Origin of the sequence: Blautia massiliensis (ex Durand et al. 2017) (genome assembly GCF_001487165.1) — a bacterium.
Taxonomy (GTDB): Bacteria; Bacillota; Clostridia; order Lachnospirales; family Lachnospiraceae; genus Blautia_A; species Blautia_A fusiformis.
Genome location: NZ_LN913006.1, coordinates 1,586,263 through 1,603,994 on the forward strand (window position 1 = coordinate 1,586,263; position 17,732 = coordinate 1,603,994).

The window sequence follows — 17,732 nt, forward strand, 5'->3', positions numbered from 1 at the left end:
AATGTCAATCCTGCTCCACTTTCACAATGTAGGTTCCTGACATATCATCTTCAAAGACAATGCTTCCCAGACTCTGAAGAACACGGTCATTAAGCTCTGTTCCGTATTTTTCTTTTTCCTGTCCTCCTACAAAGATATAGGAAATATCATAACGGCTGATCAGTTTTTTTACCGTCTCTGCATCAGTAGCTGTATAAATAGTCTGGATGTCCGCACTTTTTTCATTGAGGTCAGGTACATTATTTCTCCAGAGCCATTCATGCACATACCATCCCAGTACGGTCGGAAGCCCCGTAGATGCAGAAACTCTCTCATATCCGGTATAGCTGTCCCCGTTAGCCTCGAGCACCACAGGAGAGCCCTTGATATTCTGCTTCAGCCAGCGAATCGCCGACGCATCCTGAGGAAAATCCTGCTCAAGAAATGTAGTTGCATCCAGTCCTTGATACTCCGAAACCTTCCAGACATCCCCAAACCAGGAATGCACGGCATTTCCGAAATAGCCCACGGTCCAGAGCAGTACAAAAAGCCCCACACCTGAAAGAATCCGGATGATCTTCTGTCTGGATATCACCAGCATACGATAAATCCCATATCCCATTGTCATTCCGAAAAGGATATATGCCTGATACGTCAGCTTGAACATAGTATTGGCTCTGGCATTTCCATTTTCATAAATATCCCGCACATATACAAGCTCCGGGATCAAAACCAGTCCGATAGCACATAAGCCCATGATCACTGCAAAAAGATCCGGAACTGTAATCGCCTCCAGCAGCCTGTAAAGACTTTTATGCTTCAGTCCCTTCATTTTTTCTGTGATGACAGACAGGATCAGCAAAACAGTAAGGAGCACCGGAAGTCCCCAGAGGATCAGAAGCTGATACCACAGTGAATGATGCTGTGCCAGTGCCACCCCCTGTACCATCGTATCAAATTTCAATGTAAAGGGCAGGATCACCAGATAAGAGAGACCTATGATCTCCACTGCCTGTACGATCGTCACTGCCAGGATCCTGATTATCTTTCCCTCAAATCGTATGATATTTGCGATCAGGACAACTCCACCGGTCACTACAAAATAGATCACAAAATCCCAGTAATTGGTCCACTGGAACATGCCAAGAAAAACTGACGCCAGAAGGATATGCGGCATCAGAAGCTGTCTCAGCCAGAAAACACTGCGTTCCTGTTTTTCAGGCTCAGGCCCTCTTTTTCGGATCATTTTCAGCCATGCATAGAGCATTCCCACCAGAAATGTCACAAACATCACATTTACCACATGGGCATGAAGATCTCCCAGAACAAAGGAATAGCATGGGAATTCATGTATGGTCTTATCACTGTCATTCACCGGATTATACCCTATGTAACGAGTTGCATCCGGGAACCAGTAGCTGGCTGTTTCTGCCACTCCCTGTATCTTCCGGATCAGCGGCAGTACACAACGGTAGACGATATAATGTACATTTCCCGCGATAGATACTGCAATGCCTGCAGTAACTCCTGCCAGTGAAGGAAGATATTTCTTCTTTCCATCCAGCCGTCCATACAGCCTGTCCTTCGTCATCTGACGGACCAGGGAAAACGGATACACAAAGGCAAACGCTGCCACAAAGGTACGCATCAGATTATAAGTCACTTCCACTCTGCTTCCTGTAAGCTTCGTAAGAAATACTGCAAAATACTGCCCGCCATAGTAATAATTGATGGTTCCCTGTGAATACCAGAGATCACGTGCAGGAAGAGTTTTGCTCCGCATCATGGCCTCCATGAATCCATAATCCATAAATTTCTCTGTTCCGTATGCCTGCGGCCGGAATCCTGCCAGATAAGTCCACAGCAGAAAGATTCCAAAAAACAGAAGCTCCTCCCGAAAGATCAGCTGCATCTTTCCTGACGGATAACATTCAATGCCATGCTTCAGCTGAACATGAAAAAGTACTGCACATAAAATGCCAACAGCCACAGATACCCCTACACACACTACTGCTGTAAAAGAAAGGATTTCCACCGCTACCAGAAGCCAGGTGAGAAATCCGGTAACTGCAATGGCAAGTACCTTTGAAAAAAGCCATCCCCGGTCTTCAAAACCTCCGAAAAGCCTTCCTGTGACCGGCATTGCCACCATTCCCATGAACAGTGCAAGCAGCCACCAGGTCCAGAATGTCCATACATCTCCTCCCAGGAGATACGCAGAAAGTACTGTCAGGAGCACTGCTGCAGTCAGCTCCGGAAATAATTCTCTGATCTTTTTTTTCATCCTTCTGTTCCTCCTGTATCAGATTCTGCCCCGCAGACGGTAAAAGTCCGCAAATGCCTGTCTTCCGATCTTTATGATCCGTTTCATGTTGATAGAATTTTTTCCGGCCTGTCTCGGTCGGAATGTGATGGGGATATATTCCACATAAAGATGATGTTTTTCATAGATCACGGTCATCAGCACATTGGAAAGGAAAAATCCGCCTGGGATACGCTTCAGTACTTTGGCGAGCTGTTTTCCCTCCATCAGCCGATATGGCGTATTTGCATCTTTTACCCAGGTTCCAAAAATAAGGAAAAGCACAAGCCGCAGTATTCTTGTCACAAAAATCCTGGAAAGCCCATCCTCTCTCTTCTGCCGGTAACCGATAAGAAGCCCACACTTTTGACGTTTTTCCCAGAACTGCCAGAATTCCTCCGGAAGTGTCTGGCCGTCTGAATCCGTCTGAAAAATATAATTGGCACCTTTTTCTACTGCGTAACGATATCCCCTGAGTATTGTTCCTCCATGTCCTTCATTCGGTTTATCGATTCCGATAAGACGGTCATGATTTTTCTGATAATTCTGTATTTTTTTGTAGGTAGCATCTTTGCTGCCATCATTCAGGATCACCAGGCGGCTGTCCCCGCCGATCCTCTCCACTACCGGATACCATTGCTCGATCACGGTCCCGATATTTTTTTCTTCATTATATGCCGGCATAATGATATATAAGCTGTCATGTTTCATAGATTCTTATTCTCCCATCCTCTGAGGTATACACCAGTGGATATGTCTCCCTGATGATATCCTCACGACATTCCTGCTGTTCAAATTCCATATCCTCCTCAAACAGGATATATGTGATCTTTTCCTGTTTTACGGCAGCTTTCAGTAGCTCCGGATCATCCGTGGTATACATGAGCACTGCCTGGCCGGCACGATAGCCCGTATCGTACCCTGCAGACCATGCATAATAAGGCCATCCGCAATACAGCATGGCACCGGACATAGTGACCTCGTTCATGGTATATTCCGGTGTCAGCAGAAGATCATTTTTCTTAAGATTTGCACTGAGCCAATCCGTCAGGCTGCTTTCCATATTTACAGTCATCCTGTGTGCGGAATCGTTGTCTCTTAAGATGATCACGTAATCATAGATCCCCGTTGCACTAAGACAGATACAAAGGACCGCTGCCGCTGCGCGACCGGCCCATTTCTTCCAGCTATTTTTCCCTGCAAGGAAAACACATCTTATGATCCATCCCCAGAAAACTGTCACAAAGGCATAGGAAATCATCACATATTTATGATTGACATTGATGTCCGGAGTCAGAGATACCAGAAATGCAAATGCCATTGGAAGCAAACAGCCCATCAGCACTACCCGCTGACCTCTCTTCAGAAATACTGCTGCCACGATCATTCCCACAAAGAAAAATCCACTGATTTCCACCAGATACCAGAGTACACCGGAAATGCTTTTATTGTCTGCCAGAAAGCCCCAGTAAAAGGATGGACTCATAACACTTCCCGACACAAAGATCTTCGACTGCAGTTCCGAAAAAAGCACTGCCAGTCCGGCACAGATCACATAATCCAGCTTACCGTCAGAAAACACTGCCAGTCCGGCAAGGATCAGAAGGCCGCCGATCAGCGCAGCTCCGTTCCAGAAAGCAGTTAATCCCAGAAACAGTCCCAGAAGGATCGCCGTATCCACATTTCTGCAGATCCAGGCTTCTTTTGTAAAAAAACGATTACGGACCCACAAAAAGCCCTGCTCCTTGTGACTGCATCCGGCTTCCACCCAATCCATAAAGGTCCATACCGCTACAGCTGCCATCAGAAGGCCGAAAGCCAGATGACGCTGGTTCAGATATACATTGAAATTCCATAATCCCCAGTTTTCATTGGTAGTATAACCGATAAACGCCGTATTTTCTTCCAGAGTCCGTACAAGGTCCCCCGCCTGAAGATGTTCCCACAGATAACGCCAGAACGCTGTTCCGCTGCGGAAAAAAAAGAAAACAATGGCAGCTGCCCCGGCCCAGAAGCTTTTGAACATCCGGTAGCTGATCCCGTAAAGCACCATAAGAAATCCCGCCAGAGACAGGATGCTTACCAGATTATATCCCAGATCAAGACGAAGGCCCAGATACTCCAGATTTCCCACAAGGAACTGGAACATAAAATGATATTTCACATCCTGCCCGCCATAATGCGGATACTGGGTAGGAAAATTATTTCCCCGTGAAAAAGATCGCATCATTGCCGTGTGGGGTGCATAATCTCCGTATACCGAAAAGCCGGAGTACAGAATGCCGTCTTTCATATGGAAAACGTAAAACATCATCCAAGTCACAAAAACCGTCAAAATGCCAAAAAGCAGAAGCTCTTTTTTCAGGATCCATTTTCTGCTGATCATCCGTTCGGATATCACAAACATTTTTTGCTGTTTTTTCTTTTTCCACCGGAAGATTCCCGAAAGCAGCAGGATATCTACCAGAAATACGATCAGATTTCCATAAAAAAGAGGATGCTCTGCCCCCGCGCATATGCTGAACATCCAGGAAAGAATATAGACTGCCCAGGTCAGCATCAGGATTCCCATCCCAAACGCTGCCGGCAGGACCACCCATATCCTGTTTCCTCTTTCAGTTGTTTGACGCGGAAACAGACATCCTGCCATTTCCATTCCTGTTAACATACATAATATAAGATAAATGATTCCAAGCATAGGATTCTCCTTAATTCACGTAAAGTATAGCAGAATCACCTTCCTATGAAAAGGCTATTCACATTTTTTTCAATTATTTTCGTTTTCCTTCTGTTTTTTCAGATATGTAACGATTCCATCAGCCACAGCCTCTGCTACCTTTCTCTGATACTTCTCTGTCTGCAGCAGGGCGGCTTCCTCCGGATTTGTAAGAAATCCACATTCTACGATATTGATCACACCCGGACTTCTCTTCAGAAGATAATAGGTTCTGTTTTCTTTTGCCACCCGCGGCCGTGCAATGGAAAGCTTCCGGTTCATGTTTTCCTGGATCGCAAGTGCCAGTTCTTTTCCGCCTTCCGAATCCTCATAATAAAATACCTGCGGACCTTTTACTCCGGGATCACTGTAGCTGTTCTGGTGGATACTCACAGAAAGCACCGGTTCATATTTCCGGATCTGTTCAATACGATTCTGCAGATCCTGTGCTTTCATATTTTTTGTACCATTTTCATAAAGACCTTTATCTTCTTCCCGGGTCATTACTACGGCAAGGCCTTTTTTTTCCAGGATCGTTTTTAGCTTCATGGCAATATCCAGATTGATTCCTTTTTCCTTCAGTCCACCGATTCCCACCATTCCGGAATCCACACCCCCATGACCGGCATCCACCAGGATCACCTGATCTGCTTTTATATTTCCGGATACATCTATAAGTCTGCCTGCAGTTTCTGCCGCTTCCCATGACAGAATATAAAAACAGACCAGCATAAGAACTGCCATTGCCAATTCTATGAAATGTTTTTTCAACGCAAAACACCCCCGGCATATTTATTTTAATATATGTTGCCGGGAGTGTTTTTAGCATTGTGAAGATCACAATGTTTTCTTCTGTTTATGACAGGTTTTCTGTGATCACGCTCCAGATCCCGCTGTTCTCGAATCCAAGCTTCCACTCTGCCACACCTGCTAGTTTATATTTTTTGATCAGTTTAACCTTTTCCGCAATAGACTTAGAGTCCTCCAGCCAGATCTGGTATGTGGCACCGTCCCCTTCATAGGTTCCATAATTCTGGCTTGTCTTCTTGTCCCAGTATGTTTCTGCTCCGTTATCACTGATCGTCTGCTGTGCCTGATCCATACCGATGGCCTCACTTGTCAGTGCACCGCCATCTGTAGTCTTCCAGAGCCTTGTGTAGAACGGAATCGCAAGGATCGTCCGTTGAGCCGCTACTTCTGAAAGCGTATCCTTAACCCCCTGTTCTACCCATGGCAGAGATGCCACAGAACCGGCATCGGAGCCTACGTAATGCTCATCATAGCCCATAATGATCACATAATCCACAACCTTGCCCTGCTCCGCACGGTCATAATGACTGGTAAAATCTTCCGGAACCGGATTATCTACAGACAGTACCAAATTATTGGCGTGACACTGGATAGAAAGCTCTCTTAAAAACTGAAGGAAATGGATTCCTACTCCTTCGCTCAAAGATTCAAAATCAACATTGATTCCATCCATTCCTACTTTCAGTGCATAAGTGATCAGCCGATTCTCCAGATTCTGCCTTGAACTGGTTTTTGAAAGAACTTCTTTGGTATTCATGTTCTCATTAAAATTATCCACCAGTCCCCATACCTTCAGTCCTTTTTCATGTGCCTGCATCACATACTCCCCAGATGCAAGACTTGAAATATTTCCGGAGTTATCTGTTACAGAAAACCAGGTTGGAGAGATCACATTCACGCCTGTCATATTCTGTACCGCATCTGCGAAATAGCTGTTTGCATCTGTGCTGGTAACCTGGTGCCATGCCAGGTTCACCGGTTCATCCATGGTAAGATATGTATAGGACTCTGTTTTAAAATCCCTTTCATAATCCGTTGTATCCACAGCACTTACTTTTTTCTTCTGAACATAACCGATGTAACCGTCATCGGTTGCCACCTGATCCCAGTCCTCTCCTTCATTCATCAGCCGGAGAACTGTATTCTTCGCCAGTTTGGAAAGGATCGGCGCCTTGATCCCGCCCCGGTAACGGATCACGGTATCTTTCTTCGTGGTCACGGTCTCCACATTGGTAAATTTGTACTGTATCGCAATCCTTGCAGGATCCTGCTCTATATAAGAATCGATATCTGTATACTTTTTTACATAATCCAGTTTCAGATAAACCGTGTCATCCTTCAGCCACACGTTTCCGTCTGCCTTATCTGAAGCCGGTTCCTCTGTGAGACTGGATGGTGTTGCATACAGTATCTTCTTGTTTTCGCTATCCCAGTAATATCTCTGATTCAAATATCCGTTCACTACATCCAGCGGAAGATATACATCTTCTCCTGAGATAAGTGCCTTCTCTTCCAGTTTCTCAGTTCCAAGTATCAACGCAGCCTCACCGTCTGCATTCTGGCCGTAGTATTCTGTCAGATCCATCTGTTTCCTGCTTGGTATAAGCTTATTGATCCCGTAAACAGCCCCTCCGGCAAGAGCGACCAGAACGATCAGCAGACCTACCACAAGGACCGGTATATGTTTTTTTGTCATGTTTTTTTCCTTTCGGTATAAAATGTCATAATTTGCTCTATTATAACATATCTTGTCTACATTTCGTTATAAAAATCCACTTTTAATAATTTTTCACAATTTCTTTAGAATTTCGGTTCCCCGCATGGTATGCATGAGTGCAGGGGATGATCGTTATCCGGGGAACCGTTTTTTCTTATGTACGGTCATTCTTTGCGAATAAGATCAAAGCTTACACAGGCGATATGGCCGTCTTCATCTTCCGTATAATCCCGCATATAGACCCCGTTTTCCGCAATCTGACAGGCTTTTGCGATTTTTTTCGGAGTGCTTGGTGCTCCATTGAGATAAAGAGAAACTCCGTTCTCACGATAAAGCTCCAGCTCCCTTCGAAGGGGTTTTGCGGATTTCTTTTTTTCCTGTGATATATTTGGCGTATCCCGACCTCCTTTCCTGGTTAGATTTTCAGAAAACACCAGCAATGGTTCTCGAAAAGCTGCAACTTCCCTATTAGGATGATACTTGTAATAAAATATAAATAATAAAATGGGGGAAATTTCTCTGTGTACCGACAGACTCGCCGATGAATTTCACACAGAATCCTTATCTTCAGAAAAATATGACTTTAAGTTATCGTTACTGTCTTCTTGTTTCCGGGAGGAGACAGCTTTTCTGCTTTTCATTATACCTGATTTCCCTTCAGATGCAAGTCTTTTATAAAAGAATCAGAAATTTTCTTTTTTCTCCGGTTTCTACATCTTTACATCTTGTGTATAACTGTTATATAATACAGTATGTAAAAGATTAAATTTATTTACCTATAGGATGTGATCATATGAAAATAGAAAAAATCAATGAAAATCAGATCCGCTGTACCCTGACGAAAGAAGATCTGGACAGTCATCAGATCCGTATCAGCGAACTTGCATACGGTACCGAAAAAGCCAAACGTCTCTTTCGTGATATGATGCAGCAGGCACAGATACAATTTGGTTTTGAAGCAGATAATATTCCTCTGATGATTGAGGCTATTCCTGTCAATGCCGAAAGTATTATCCTCATTATCACTAAAGTGGAAGATCCTGAAGAACTGGATACACGTTTTTCCAAATTTGCACCCTTCAAGGGCAACAAACCTTCCGATACCGTAGAGATCGATGGCGCTGACAATATCATCGATATCTTCCAGAAGCTCTGTGAATCCAAGCTTAAGGATCTTTCACAGAAACCGGAAGAAAAAAGGGCGGAAACTTCCGCCCCTCAGGCAACAGAAACTCCGGATGCATCACAGCAGCCGGGTGAGAGTTCTGTAAAGCTTATACGCCTGTACTCTTTCCCGGGGCTGGATGATGTTATTGCCGCATCTCATGGTATGAATGGTTTCTTTACCGGTGATAATACTCTCTATCGTGAAGGAGAAGACGGTGTCTATCAGCTGGTACTTCATCAGTCAGACTGTACACCTGAAGAATTTAACAAGGTCTGCAATATCCTTTCCGAGTATGGCATCGGCCGCGCATTCACACCAGCCGGTGAAGCCTACCTCAGAGAGCACTGTGCACTGATCGCTGATCATGCACTTCAGAAGCTTCTGAATATCTGACAAACCAAATATCCTACAGACAAACAAACCGCTGTCGGAATGCGATCCATATGATCTGCATTTCCCGACAGCGGTCCTTTTGTTTCAGCAAAAAAGCTTCTGTTTATTACTCACCAAGAAAATCATTGATCTGAGCTACGAGGACATCTGCGTCCAGGCCATGGACCATTGCTGCTTCTTCCAGAGATTCCATCTGTGAAGACGGGCAGCCAAGACAATGCATTCCTGCTCTCATCAGGATCGGTGCGATATTCGGGTCTACAGTGAGCAGTTCTCCGATCAGCATGCTCTTTGTAACTTTTGCCATGATTGTATTCTCCTTTACTGTTTTATCGAAATATTTCATTCCGTTCTGCTATTATAATACGAATCCGGAATGGAATCAACGGGTTACGAATTTTCAGTTTTGTTTATAAATTTATACTTGTATTCTTTATGCAGATATATTAGAATGGGAATAGAATCCCTGGTAGGGGATACATACAATACACAATTTAAAAGGAGGATATCAATTATGGCATATGTAATTTCTGACGAGTGCGTTAGCTGTGGAACATGTGAGGGTGAGTGCCCGAACGAGGCTATTTCTCAGGGAGACGAGCATTATGTAATCGACGCAGACGCTTGTGTTGACTGCGGAACATGCGCTGAGGCCTGTCCAGTTGGTGCTATCTCTGCTGAGTAATGCATCATTAGCTTGATAAGCTGCTATAATGAATGAGGCTGCCGGTTTACCGGCAGCCTTTTCTGTTTTTTTTATTCTTTTTTCCCTCACAGGAAGCTGCCGCTTCTCTTCTTGCCTGCTGCTGCCTGCGGATCGCTTCATCCAGAGAACGACACCGGTACTCTCCTTCTTTCTTTCTCTGCATTTCCTCACGGATCAGGCGTTCCATGATTTCCTGAAACTCCAGTATCTTATCGTTATCTGCTCCGCACTTCTCTGTATTCCCGGATTCCGTTTTTTCCATGAACTCCTTTTCAGATCCCGTTTTTTTCATTGGGATATCTTCAAGCTCAACAGCTTCTCCATCCAGGATCCTGATACCAGATTCTGAAAAATCCGGTGTATCTGCCTTTCTTGCCTCCGGTGGGATCAGTGTACGGATTGCTTTCAACTGAAGTCCTTTACTTTTCAGCTCATTTATTTTAAGAAAAAGCTGGATATCAAACGGTGTATAATAGCGATGTCCCAGTTCATTGCGTCCGATCCGAAGCTCCAGTTCTTCCTCCCAGTAACGCAGGACATAAGATTTCACTCCGGTCAGTGTTACGGCCTGTCTGACTGTATATCTTTTTTCCATTGTGAACGCCCCCTTATATAGAGATTCACTGCTGCTGTCTACAGTATAACCCCTGAGATCAGGAAATAGCAAGAATAATCGGTTGACATAATTTTACCAAATATGACTCTTTGCCTATATCCATAGCATCCCGAACTCCACGATCACACAGACAAAAATACAAAAGGCCATCAGGATAACTATAAGCTTTCATCCTGACAGCCTTTCATTTACCGTCTGCACGGCTCTATTTTTTCATATTTACAAACTGGGTATATCTCGGCAGCCATACCAGCTCCACAGTTCCGATCGGGCCGTTTCTCTGCTTGGCTATGATAATTTCCGCAATGTCTTTCTTCTCGGTATCTTTGTGATAATAATCATCTCGATAGATAAACATGACCACATCCGCATCCTGCTCAATAGCTCCGGACTCTCGAAGATCTGAAAGCATTGGTCTGTGATCCGGTCTCTGTTCCACTGCACGGCTAAGCTGTGATAACGCAATTACCGGTACATCGATCTCTCTTGCCAACGCTTTCAGCGATCGTGAAATATCTGAAATTTCCTGCTGTCTGGAATCCGATTTTCCACTTCCGCTCATCAGCTGAAGATAATCGATCATGATGATCCCCAGATTATGCTCAAGCTTATATTTTCTGCATTTGGAACGAAGCTCCGCAATGGAGATTCCAGGTGTATCATCAATAATAAGATTGGAGCCACCGATAATATCCGCTCCTTCTACCAGCTTCGTCCAGTCCTCATCTTTCAGATTTCCGGTACGGAGATTCTGGGAATCCACGTGAGATTCCATAGCAAGAAGACGGTTTACCAGCTGCTCCTTGGACATCTCCAGACTGAAAATAGCCACGGTCACATCTTTACGAAACGCCATATACTGGGCAATATTCAATACAAAGGCAGTTTTTCCCATGGAAGGTCGAGCTGCGATCAGTACAAGATCGGACGCGTGCATACCGGAAGTCTTATAATCCAGATCCACAAATCCGGTCGGGATCCCGGTAACGGAGCCCTTCAGCTTGGAAGCCTTCTCAATATTGCTGACTGCATTCAACACAACCTGCTGGATTGGCACATAATCGCTGCCATTTGTTCTCTGCAAAATATTAAACAGCTTTTTCTCGGATTCCTCAAGTATGGTTTCCGTACTGTCCTTTTCCAGATAACAGGCATTGGCAACTTCTTCCGTAGTCCGTATCAGCCGCCGGAGAACTGCCTTTTCGCTTACGATATTGGCATAGTATTTCACATTGGCTGATGTAGGAACTGCTGCGATCAGATCACGGACATATTCCATACTGCTGATGTCCGGCGGAAGCTCTTTCTCCTTGAGACGATTCTGCAGAGTGATCAGATCTACCGGCTGTCCTTCATTACAGAGCTCCACCATGGCATCAAAAATGATGCCGTATTGTTTTTGATAAAAATCATCACTGGTCAGGATCTCGGAAGCCACCAGGATCGCATCACGATCCAGGATCATGGATCCGATCACTGACTGCTCTGCCTCAATGCTGTGAGGTAGAATCCTCTTGATCAGTGCTTCTTCCATTGATTACGCCTCTTTTACCCAGACTTTGAGACTTCCGGTTACCTTCGGATGAAGTCGTACCGGAACATTGGTAACACCCAGGTTACGGATTGGATTCTCCAGCTGGAGCTTTTTCTTATCGATATCAAGATTCAGCTGTTTTTTGGCTGCCTCTGAGATTTCTTTTGAGGATACAGAACCGAATGTTCTTCCGCCTTCACCTACCTTCAGAGTAAGGATAACCTCCTTTGTGGAAAGCTCCTCTGCAAATGCCTTGGCAGCGTCCAGGTTTTCCTGTGCAACCTTTTCTTCATTTGCCTTACGGAGTTTCAGATCATTGAGATTCTTGGATGTAGCTTCAACACCAAGCTTTTTTGGCAGGATCATGTTTCTTGCATATCCGTCACTTACATTTACGATCTGTCCCTTTTTACCCAGGGATTTAACATCTTCCAGAAGAATTACTTTCATTTCTATTTGTCCCCTTCCTGATATAACTGGTCTATAATTTCTTTCAGCATTCTTTCGGTCTCATCCATGGTGTCTTTCACCTGTGCACCGGCAATATTCAAATGTCCGCCGCCGCCCATCCGTTCCATCATGACCTGTACATTCACTTCATCAATGGCTCTGGCACTGATGTAAACCTCATTATTATAGCTGGTAAGAACAAAAGATGCCTTGACTCCTGCGATATTGAGCAGCTCATTGGCCGCCTGTGCTCCTACAACGGTAGGACTTTCCAGACCTTCACTCGGACATCTTGCAATGGCAAAATAATCTCTGTAGATCTCCGCAGTACGAACTGCCTCCGCTCTCGCCTTATAGGAATCAATATTATCCCGGAGCATCTTACGTACACGTGTCACATCTGCTCCGCATCTGCGCAGGAATGCTGCTGCCTCAAAGGTACGCACACCCGCTCTTGTTGTAAAGTTGTTGGTATCGATCATGATACCCGCATAAATACAGTCCGCCTCAATACTTCGAAGCTTCAGCCCGTCTGCAAAATACTGCAGGATCTCTGCGATCATCTCGCAGCTTGAGGATGCATATGGCTCCACATAGGACAGAACTGCATTCTGGATCACCTCGCTGCCGCGGCGGTGATGATCCAATACCACAATGGTCTTTGTCATATAGAGAAGATCCTGGCATTCGGTATAGCTTGGCTTGTTGGTATCCACCACAATTACTACCGTATTATTATCCACCAGTTCTTTGGCCTGATTACTGTCCACAAACATGGACGGCTCATAATCCGGATTCTCCATAAATCCACTCATCAGCGGCCGAATGGATGTGGTCGGATCATTGATCACAATATGCACCGGCTTACCAAGAGTCTTACCGGCACGGTAAATACCGATCCCAGCTCCCAGAGCATCCACATCTGTGATCTTGTGTCCCATAACCACCACTCGATCCTTGGTGCTCATAAATTCCTTCAGAGCCTGAGCCTTCACTCGTGCCTTCACTCGGGTTGATTTCTCCATCTGCTGTGCCTTGCCGCCAATGTAGGTAATATTATTTTCATTTTTGATCACTACCTGATCACCGCCACGGCCCAGTGCCATCTCAATGGCAATTCTGGCATATTCGTAATTCTGGATATACGTAGAAGCATTCAGACCAATTCCGATACTTAATGTCACAGCCATTTCATTTCCGATGTTAACCGTCTTAACCTCATCCAGGATATGAAAACGCTGTTCCTTTAGTGTTTCCAGTGAACTCTGGCGCATGATCAGAAGATATTTATCTTTCTCCAGTTTCTTCACAAGGCCGTCAAAGTTGGAAAAATACTTGGTGATCTTTCGGTCGATCAGTGCGATAAGCAGAGATCTTCTCACATCCTCCACGCTCTCCAGTGCTTCTTCATAATTATCCAGATAAGCCAGTGCTACAACAAGCTTGTTATCCTCATTTTTCTGGATGTATTCCTTAAGCTCTGTTTCATCATAAAGATACATGGCGATCAGACTGACATTCTGGGACATATTCTCCAGAATATCCGCATGGCTGACTACTTCCCCCATAGTCACCCGCTGCATGGAAACCCGATAGATCCGATCCCCGAAATGTATACTCATCTCGGAAATTTCCGGTTCATCGGCTACAGGAAGCTTGTCCGGAGTAATATCCGGGAAAACTGTGCTGATATTTTTTTTATAAAACTGATCTCTCCCCGTGATCTCTGAAAAAATACGGTTGGACCAGATCATGCGGCCTTCCATATCCATAATGGCATAAGGAAGCGCCAGTTCTTCCAGCATCCGCTTTTCTACCACATCATACTGATTGGCAAATGCGATCATATCATTGATGATCAGCGGTTTGTGATATCGAAAAAGCTGTACTGCGATAAAAATATAGATCACAGTACCTACAGACACCAGAATTCCGGCCTTTACACTTACAATAAACACCAGCAGGTCCAGCAGCACGACCAGGACCGAAAGGTACAGCGGCCAGCGCATGAAGTGTTTCATAGGCCCCTTGAATTTAACTTTGTTGTTCATTGCTTTTTCCTGTTCTTAATGTAATTTAACCCACAAGTTATTTAACATTATACCAGATTCCTTATTATAATTCCATAGCAATGATAAAATCTGTTTTGCTCATAAAAAAAACAGGGCCGCTGCCTCCAGATGACTGCTCATCTGTTTCGCAACGACCCCGTATAAGATCAGAATTAGTCCTGAACGTATGGCATCAGGGACATATGACGTGCTCTCTTAACAGCAACTGTCAGTGCTCTCTGATGTTTCGCACAGTTACCTGTAATTCTTCTCGGGAGAATTTTACCTCTCTCGGAAACATACTTTCTTAACTTTGCTACATCCTTGTAATCGATCTCGTTATTCTCTTTACCGCAGAATACACAAACTTTTTTTCTTCTGCGTCCGCCTCTTCTCTTCATCGGAGAATCTGGTCTCTCGCCTCTATTGTAAGCCATGATTGTTTCCTCCTATCTTATTCGTCTCATCTGTCTTGATCAGATGTTCTAATTGAACGGCAGCTCCTCATCAATTCCATCTGGAATGTTCATGAAGCCGTCGGCGCTTGCTGCGCTCGGACTCGGCATAGACGTTGCAGGTGCTGCCTCTGTTCTCGGATGAGCTGCTGCATAGCTGTCGCTTGATGCTTTGCTCTCAGCAAATTCCTGATCCTCAACAACAACCTCTGTCGTATAAACCTTCTGTCCCTCACGGTTCGTATAGCTTCCTGTCTGGATACGTCCCGTAACTGCAATTTTCAGTCCCTGTCTGAAATACTTTTCCGCAAATTCTGCTGTACGTCCGAAAGAAACACAGCTGATAAAATCAGCACTTGCCTCTCCGTCACGACGGAATCTGCGATCAACTGCCAGTGTATATCTGGCGATTGCCAGGGCATTTTCTCCTGCGGAATATCTTACCTCAGGATCTCTTGTCAAGCGTCCCATTAATATTACTTTGTTCATCGTTCTACCTCTCTTATGATTTCACTTAACTGAACAGGTTCTTAATGGTGTTTTCGAAAAATCCGCTGCAAAAATTATGCCTCTTTCTTGACAACCAGGTATCTTAATACATTGTCCATGATGCGGACATGTCTCTCGATCTCCGCCGGGCACTGAGAATCTGCTTCAAACTGAATAAAATAGTAGAAGCCTTCATGCATTTTCTGAATCTCGTAAGCTAATTTCTTCTTACCCCATTCTTCAACTTCTGTGATCACGCCGTTGTAACGTGTGATGTAGCCTTTTGCTTTCTCAACTACAGCGTCACGTGCTTCGTCCTCAAGCTTAGCGCTCACAACTAATGCTAACTCGTACTTGTTCATGCTTGTCTTAACCTCCTTATGGTCTTTTGGCCCTTTGCCTGTCAAAGAGCAAGGATATGAAATATATCACGATTGTTGATTCTAGCACATCTCTCCCGTGATGTAAAGCATAAATTTAATTTTTTTCAATTTTTTTCAAATCTCGTGTATTTTTCTCAACCAGCTTACGTGCCACCATGATCTGATGTCCGCAGCCCTTGCATTTCAGGCGAAAATCCGCTCCTACGCGAAGGATCTCCCATTCTTTACTGCCACAGGGATGAGCCTTCTTCAGTGTGACAATATCTCCAACTTCATAATTTAATCCCATTTGATACTCCTCATTTTTAATTTGCAGATCATCCCAGGTTCCCATATTTTCAGACTCTTATCTGAGAAAACACCTGCCCGATCGGTTCTTTAATAAGAAGATCCGCATATTTATCCCTCGGTGTCGGTGCCTTGTTGATCACCACCAGATGATTTCCCCGGAAATAATCGATCAGACCTGCTGCCGGATATACCGCCAGAGAAGTTCCCCCGATGATCAACACCTCCGCCTCTGAGATCACTCTTACTGATTCCTGGATCGTATAGTCATCCAGTCCTTCCTCATAAAGGACCACATCCGGCTTGATCATGCCGCCGCAGCTGCACCGCGGAACACCTTTCGATTCCTTCATATATTTAAAATCATAGGATTTCCCGCATTTCACACAATGATTTCGGTAAACGCTTCCGTGAAGCTCCAGGACCTTTTTACTTCCTGCCATCTGGTGAAGATTATCGATATTCTGAGTGATCACAGCCTTCAGCTTTCCTGTTTGCTCCATCTCCGCCAGCTTAAGATGTGCCGCATTCGGTTTTGCAGTATCACAAAGCATCTTATCTCTGTAAAATTTAAAGAATTCCTCAGGTTTTCGCATAAAAAATGTATGGCTTAAGATCGTCTCCGGCGGGTAATCATATTTCTGGTTATACAGTCCGTCCTGGCTTCGAAAATCCGGGATCCCGCTTTCTGTTGAAACACCTGCGCCGCCGAAAAATACAATATTTCTGCTCTCATCAATGATCTTTTGTAATTTTTCTATCTCATTTCCCATATCATTTCCTCCCAAACTTATCCGCAAAAGCTCTACTGTGGGTTCACCGCATTCACTCTTTTTCCCTGTACCACAAAACGTGTTGCCTGATTGCCGGTACAGGTTGATAATGTAACGATCTTATCCTTCACATTGGCTTCACTTGCAGTGGCATCTGTTCTGATCTCCGAATTCTGGAACATTTTTTTCTCATATTCCAGAAACTCTTTGCCAGGTCCTTTAAATAAGGTATACGTATCGCTGTTTACAGAAGTCGTATACGCTGCAATGATCTCATACCGGTAATCTTTTTCCGGTGTGAGGATCCAGAAATATTTGCTGGTATTATAAAGCGTCTCATCCGCTCTGTACTTTTTCAGCATTCCAAACATGGAACCATTCTTCATGTTGTGTCCGTACACCAGGGTATTACAATCGCTGAAATCTCTTTTGTTCTCATAATCAATAAAGATCGTTCCCGCAAAATTATAATTTTTCTCATATGTCTGGTGCAGATAAAAATTATTATCCTCTCCCTGTACCACCGGATAACTGATCTCAGGCAATGCTTCCATATAGATCCAGCCGATCACATCCTCATTGATACTCCTGAGAGAATCAAAATCAATGCTCACAGGTGCTACAGGCTGTTCATCCGGCTGATCTATCTCTTCCACCTGGTCCGGATCACGTTCTGTCACTGCCATTTCGGAAATGCTGTTATATTCATCGGTTCCTTTTTTATATTCTGTATAAATATGATAAAGGTTAAAAGCTGCATAACAGAAAATACAGATTGCCACGATCAGAACGATCGTCAGAATATGATCTCCAACTGTTTTTTTCTTTTTCACCTTGTTTTTCCTGCTCATAATCACACTCCTTTAAATCTGTCAGGATCATCTGGTTTCTGTATTTATTAT

At 44.3% G+C, this 17,732-nt stretch carries 19 protein-coding genes; 2 read left to right on the top strand and 17 right to left on the bottom strand.

The genetic code is table 11. The features are described from left to right. Window positions 1–4 precede the first annotated feature (4 nt). The 6 genes from BN3261_RS08310 to BN3261_RS08335 all read right to left on the bottom strand — a co-directional run bounded on the left by BN3261_RS08310 (window position 5) and on the right by BN3261_RS08335 (window position 7,958). Window positions 5–2,263: a DUF2298 domain-containing protein gene (locus BN3261_RS08310; RefSeq protein WP_059085993.1), complete on the bottom strand. Its 2,259-nt coding sequence runs from the start codon at window positions 2,261–2,263 to the stop codon at window positions 5–7. Window positions 2,264–2,281: 18 nt separating this feature from the next. Beyond that, entirely contained in the window at window positions 2,282–2,992 is a 711-nt protein-coding gene (locus BN3261_RS08315; RefSeq protein WP_059085994.1) for a glycosyltransferase family 2 protein, read from the bottom strand. Then, a complete protein-coding gene (locus BN3261_RS08320) occupies window positions 2,982–4,979 on the bottom strand; it encodes a hypothetical protein (protein ID WP_059085995.1) in 1,998 nt (665 codons plus the stop codon). Before BN3261_RS08320 ends, BN3261_RS08315 begins: the two co-directional genes overlap by 11 nt. 69 nt (window positions 4,980–5,048) lie before the next feature. After that, window positions 5,049–5,768, bottom strand: a complete 720-nt coding sequence (locus tag BN3261_RS08325) for an N-acetylmuramoyl-L-alanine amidase (protein WP_059085996.1) — start codon at window positions 5,766–5,768, stop codon at window positions 5,049–5,051. Window positions 5,769–5,853: 85 nt separating this feature from the next. Continuing rightward, window positions 5,854–7,503, bottom strand: coding sequence for a glycosyl hydrolase family 18 protein (locus tag BN3261_RS08330; RefSeq protein ID WP_059085997.1), 1,650 nt, complete (start codon window positions 7,501–7,503; stop codon window positions 5,854–5,856). A gap of 185 nt (window positions 7,504–7,688) precedes the next feature. Further along, entirely contained in the window at window positions 7,689–7,958 is a 270-nt protein-coding gene (locus BN3261_RS08335; protein ID WP_021651392.1) for a hypothetical protein, read from the bottom strand. Between the two features lie 359 nt (window positions 7,959–8,317). Here BN3261_RS08335 and BN3261_RS08345 point away from each other — a divergent pair, with 359 nt between their 5' ends. After that, window positions 8,318–9,085 carry an adaptor protein MecA gene (locus tag BN3261_RS08345; protein ID WP_059085999.1) on the top strand — a complete coding sequence of 256 codons (768 nt, stop codon included), beginning with the start codon at window positions 8,318–8,320 and terminating at the stop codon, window positions 9,083–9,085. A 106-nt stretch (window positions 9,086–9,191) separates the two neighbouring features. Here BN3261_RS08345 and BN3261_RS08350 read toward each other — a convergent pair whose 3' ends face one another. Then, window positions 9,192–9,392: a DUF1858 domain-containing protein gene (locus BN3261_RS08350; RefSeq protein ID WP_015527179.1), complete on the bottom strand. Its 201-nt coding sequence runs from the start codon at window positions 9,390–9,392 to the stop codon at window positions 9,192–9,194. 207 nt (window positions 9,393–9,599) lie between these two features. Here BN3261_RS08350 and BN3261_RS08355 point away from each other — a divergent pair, with 207 nt between their 5' ends. Continuing rightward, a complete protein-coding gene (locus BN3261_RS08355; RefSeq protein WP_015527180.1) occupies window positions 9,600–9,770 on the top strand; it encodes a DUF362 domain-containing protein in 171 nt (56 codons plus the stop codon). Window positions 9,771–9,816: 46 nt separating this feature from the next. Here BN3261_RS08355 and BN3261_RS08360 read toward each other — a convergent pair whose 3' ends face one another. The 10 genes from BN3261_RS08360 to srtB all read right to left on the bottom strand — a co-directional run bounded on the left by BN3261_RS08360 (window position 9,817) and on the right by srtB (window position 17,681). After that, the gene (locus BN3261_RS08360; protein WP_022426424.1) at window positions 9,817–10,386 is read right to left on the bottom strand and encodes a MerR family transcriptional regulator; all 570 of its coding nucleotides are present in this window, start codon (window positions 10,384–10,386) and stop codon (window positions 9,817–9,819) included. A gap of 226 nt (window positions 10,387–10,612) precedes the next feature. Next, entirely contained in the window at window positions 10,613–11,941 is a 1,329-nt protein-coding gene (dnaB, locus tag BN3261_RS08365) for a replicative DNA helicase (protein WP_015527183.1), read from the bottom strand. A gap of 3 nt (window positions 11,942–11,944) precedes the next feature. After that, window positions 11,945–12,391 carry a 50S ribosomal protein L9 gene (rplI, locus tag BN3261_RS08370; RefSeq protein ID WP_015527184.1) on the bottom strand — a complete coding sequence of 149 codons (447 nt, stop codon included), beginning with the start codon at window positions 12,389–12,391 and terminating at the stop codon, window positions 11,945–11,947. A 2-nt stretch (window positions 12,392–12,393) separates the two neighbouring features. Beyond that, complete coding sequence (locus tag BN3261_RS08375; RefSeq protein WP_022426425.1) at window positions 12,394–14,442, bottom strand: DHH family phosphoesterase; 2,049 nt, start codon at window positions 14,440–14,442, stop codon at window positions 12,394–12,396. A 173-nt stretch (window positions 14,443–14,615) separates the two neighbouring features. Next, window positions 14,616–14,879: a 30S ribosomal protein S18 gene (gene rpsR, locus BN3261_RS08380; protein WP_021651398.1), complete on the bottom strand. Its 264-nt coding sequence runs from the start codon at window positions 14,877–14,879 to the stop codon at window positions 14,616–14,618. A gap of 48 nt (window positions 14,880–14,927) precedes the next feature. Then, window positions 14,928–15,386 (bottom strand): single-stranded DNA-binding protein, encoded by a 459-nt coding sequence (locus BN3261_RS08385; RefSeq protein ID WP_015527188.1) that lies wholly within the window; start codon window positions 15,384–15,386, stop codon window positions 14,928–14,930. Between the two features lie 74 nt (window positions 15,387–15,460). After that, the gene (rpsF, locus tag BN3261_RS08390; protein ID WP_015527189.1) at window positions 15,461–15,748 is read right to left on the bottom strand and encodes a 30S ribosomal protein S6; all 288 of its coding nucleotides are present in this window, start codon (window positions 15,746–15,748) and stop codon (window positions 15,461–15,463) included. A gap of 115 nt (window positions 15,749–15,863) precedes the next feature. Next, window positions 15,864–16,058, bottom strand: a complete 195-nt coding sequence (locus BN3261_RS08395) for a DUF951 domain-containing protein (RefSeq protein ID WP_022426426.1) — start codon at window positions 16,056–16,058, stop codon at window positions 15,864–15,866. A gap of 49 nt (window positions 16,059–16,107) precedes the next feature. After that, window positions 16,108–16,830: an NAD-dependent protein deacylase gene (locus tag BN3261_RS08400; RefSeq protein WP_015527191.1), complete on the bottom strand. Its 723-nt coding sequence runs from the start codon at window positions 16,828–16,830 to the stop codon at window positions 16,108–16,110. Window positions 16,831–16,862: 32 nt separating this feature from the next. Then, window positions 16,863–17,681, bottom strand: coding sequence for a class B sortase (gene srtB, locus BN3261_RS08405; RefSeq protein WP_021651401.1), 819 nt, complete (start codon window positions 17,679–17,681; stop codon window positions 16,863–16,865). Window positions 17,682–17,732: the final 51 nt, after the last annotated feature.

What these genes read in the sequence shown, in the direction of transcription:
- BN3261_RS08310 (WP_059085993.1), bottom strand. Translation starts at nt 2,263, where the DNA reads ATGAAAAAAAAGATCAGAGAATTATTTCCGGAGCTGACTGCAGCAGTG.
- BN3261_RS08315 (WP_059085994.1), bottom strand. Translation starts at nt 2,992, where the DNA reads ATGAAACATGACAGCTTATATATCATTATGCCGGCATATAATGAAGAA.
- BN3261_RS08320 (WP_059085995.1), bottom strand. Translation starts at nt 4,979, where the DNA reads ATGCTTGGAATCATTTATCTTATATTATGTATGTTAACAGGAATGGAA.
- BN3261_RS08330 (WP_059085997.1), bottom strand. Translation starts at nt 7,503, where the DNA reads ATGACAAAAAAACATATACCGGTCCTTGTGGTAGGTCTGCTGATCGTT.
- BN3261_RS08345 (WP_059085999.1), top strand. Translation starts at nt 8,318, where the DNA reads ATGAAAATAGAAAAAATCAATGAAAATCAGATCCGCTGTACCCTGACG.
- BN3261_RS08350 (WP_015527179.1), bottom strand. Translation starts at nt 9,392, where the DNA reads ATGGCAAAAGTTACAAAGAGCATGCTGATCGGAGAACTGCTCACTGTA.
- BN3261_RS08355 (WP_015527180.1), top strand. Translation starts at nt 9,600, where the DNA reads ATGGCATATGTAATTTCTGACGAGTGCGTTAGCTGTGGAACATGTGAG.
- BN3261_RS08360 (WP_022426424.1), bottom strand. Translation starts at nt 10,386, where the DNA reads ATGGAAAAAAGATATACAGTCAGACAGGCCGTAACACTGACCGGAGTG.
- dnaB (WP_015527183.1), bottom strand. Translation starts at nt 11,941, where the DNA reads ATGGAAGAAGCACTGATCAAGAGGATTCTACCTCACAGCATTGAGGCA.
- rplI (WP_015527184.1), bottom strand. Translation starts at nt 12,391, where the DNA reads ATGAAAGTAATTCTTCTGGAAGATGTTAAATCCCTGGGTAAAAAGGGA.
- BN3261_RS08375 (WP_022426425.1), bottom strand. Translation starts at nt 14,442, where the DNA reads ATGAACAACAAAGTTAAATTCAAGGGGCCTATGAAACACTTCATGCGC.
- rpsR (WP_021651398.1), bottom strand. Translation starts at nt 14,879, where the DNA reads ATGGCTTACAATAGAGGCGAGAGACCAGATTCTCCGATGAAGAGAAGA.
- BN3261_RS08385 (WP_015527188.1), bottom strand. Translation starts at nt 15,386, where the DNA reads ATGAACAAAGTAATATTAATGGGACGCTTGACAAGAGATCCTGAGGTA.
- rpsF (WP_015527189.1), bottom strand. Translation starts at nt 15,748, where the DNA reads ATGAACAAGTACGAGTTAGCATTAGTTGTGAGCGCTAAGCTTGAGGAC.
- BN3261_RS08395 (WP_022426426.1), bottom strand. Translation starts at nt 16,058, where the DNA reads ATGGGATTAAATTATGAAGTTGGAGATATTGTCACACTGAAGAAGGCT.
- BN3261_RS08400 (WP_015527191.1), bottom strand. Translation starts at nt 16,830, where the DNA reads ATGGGAAATGAGATAGAAAAATTACAAAAGATCATTGATGAGAGCAGA.
- srtB (WP_021651401.1), bottom strand. Translation starts at nt 17,681, where the DNA reads ATGAGCAGGAAAAACAAGGTGAAAAAGAAAAAAACAGTTGGAGATCAT.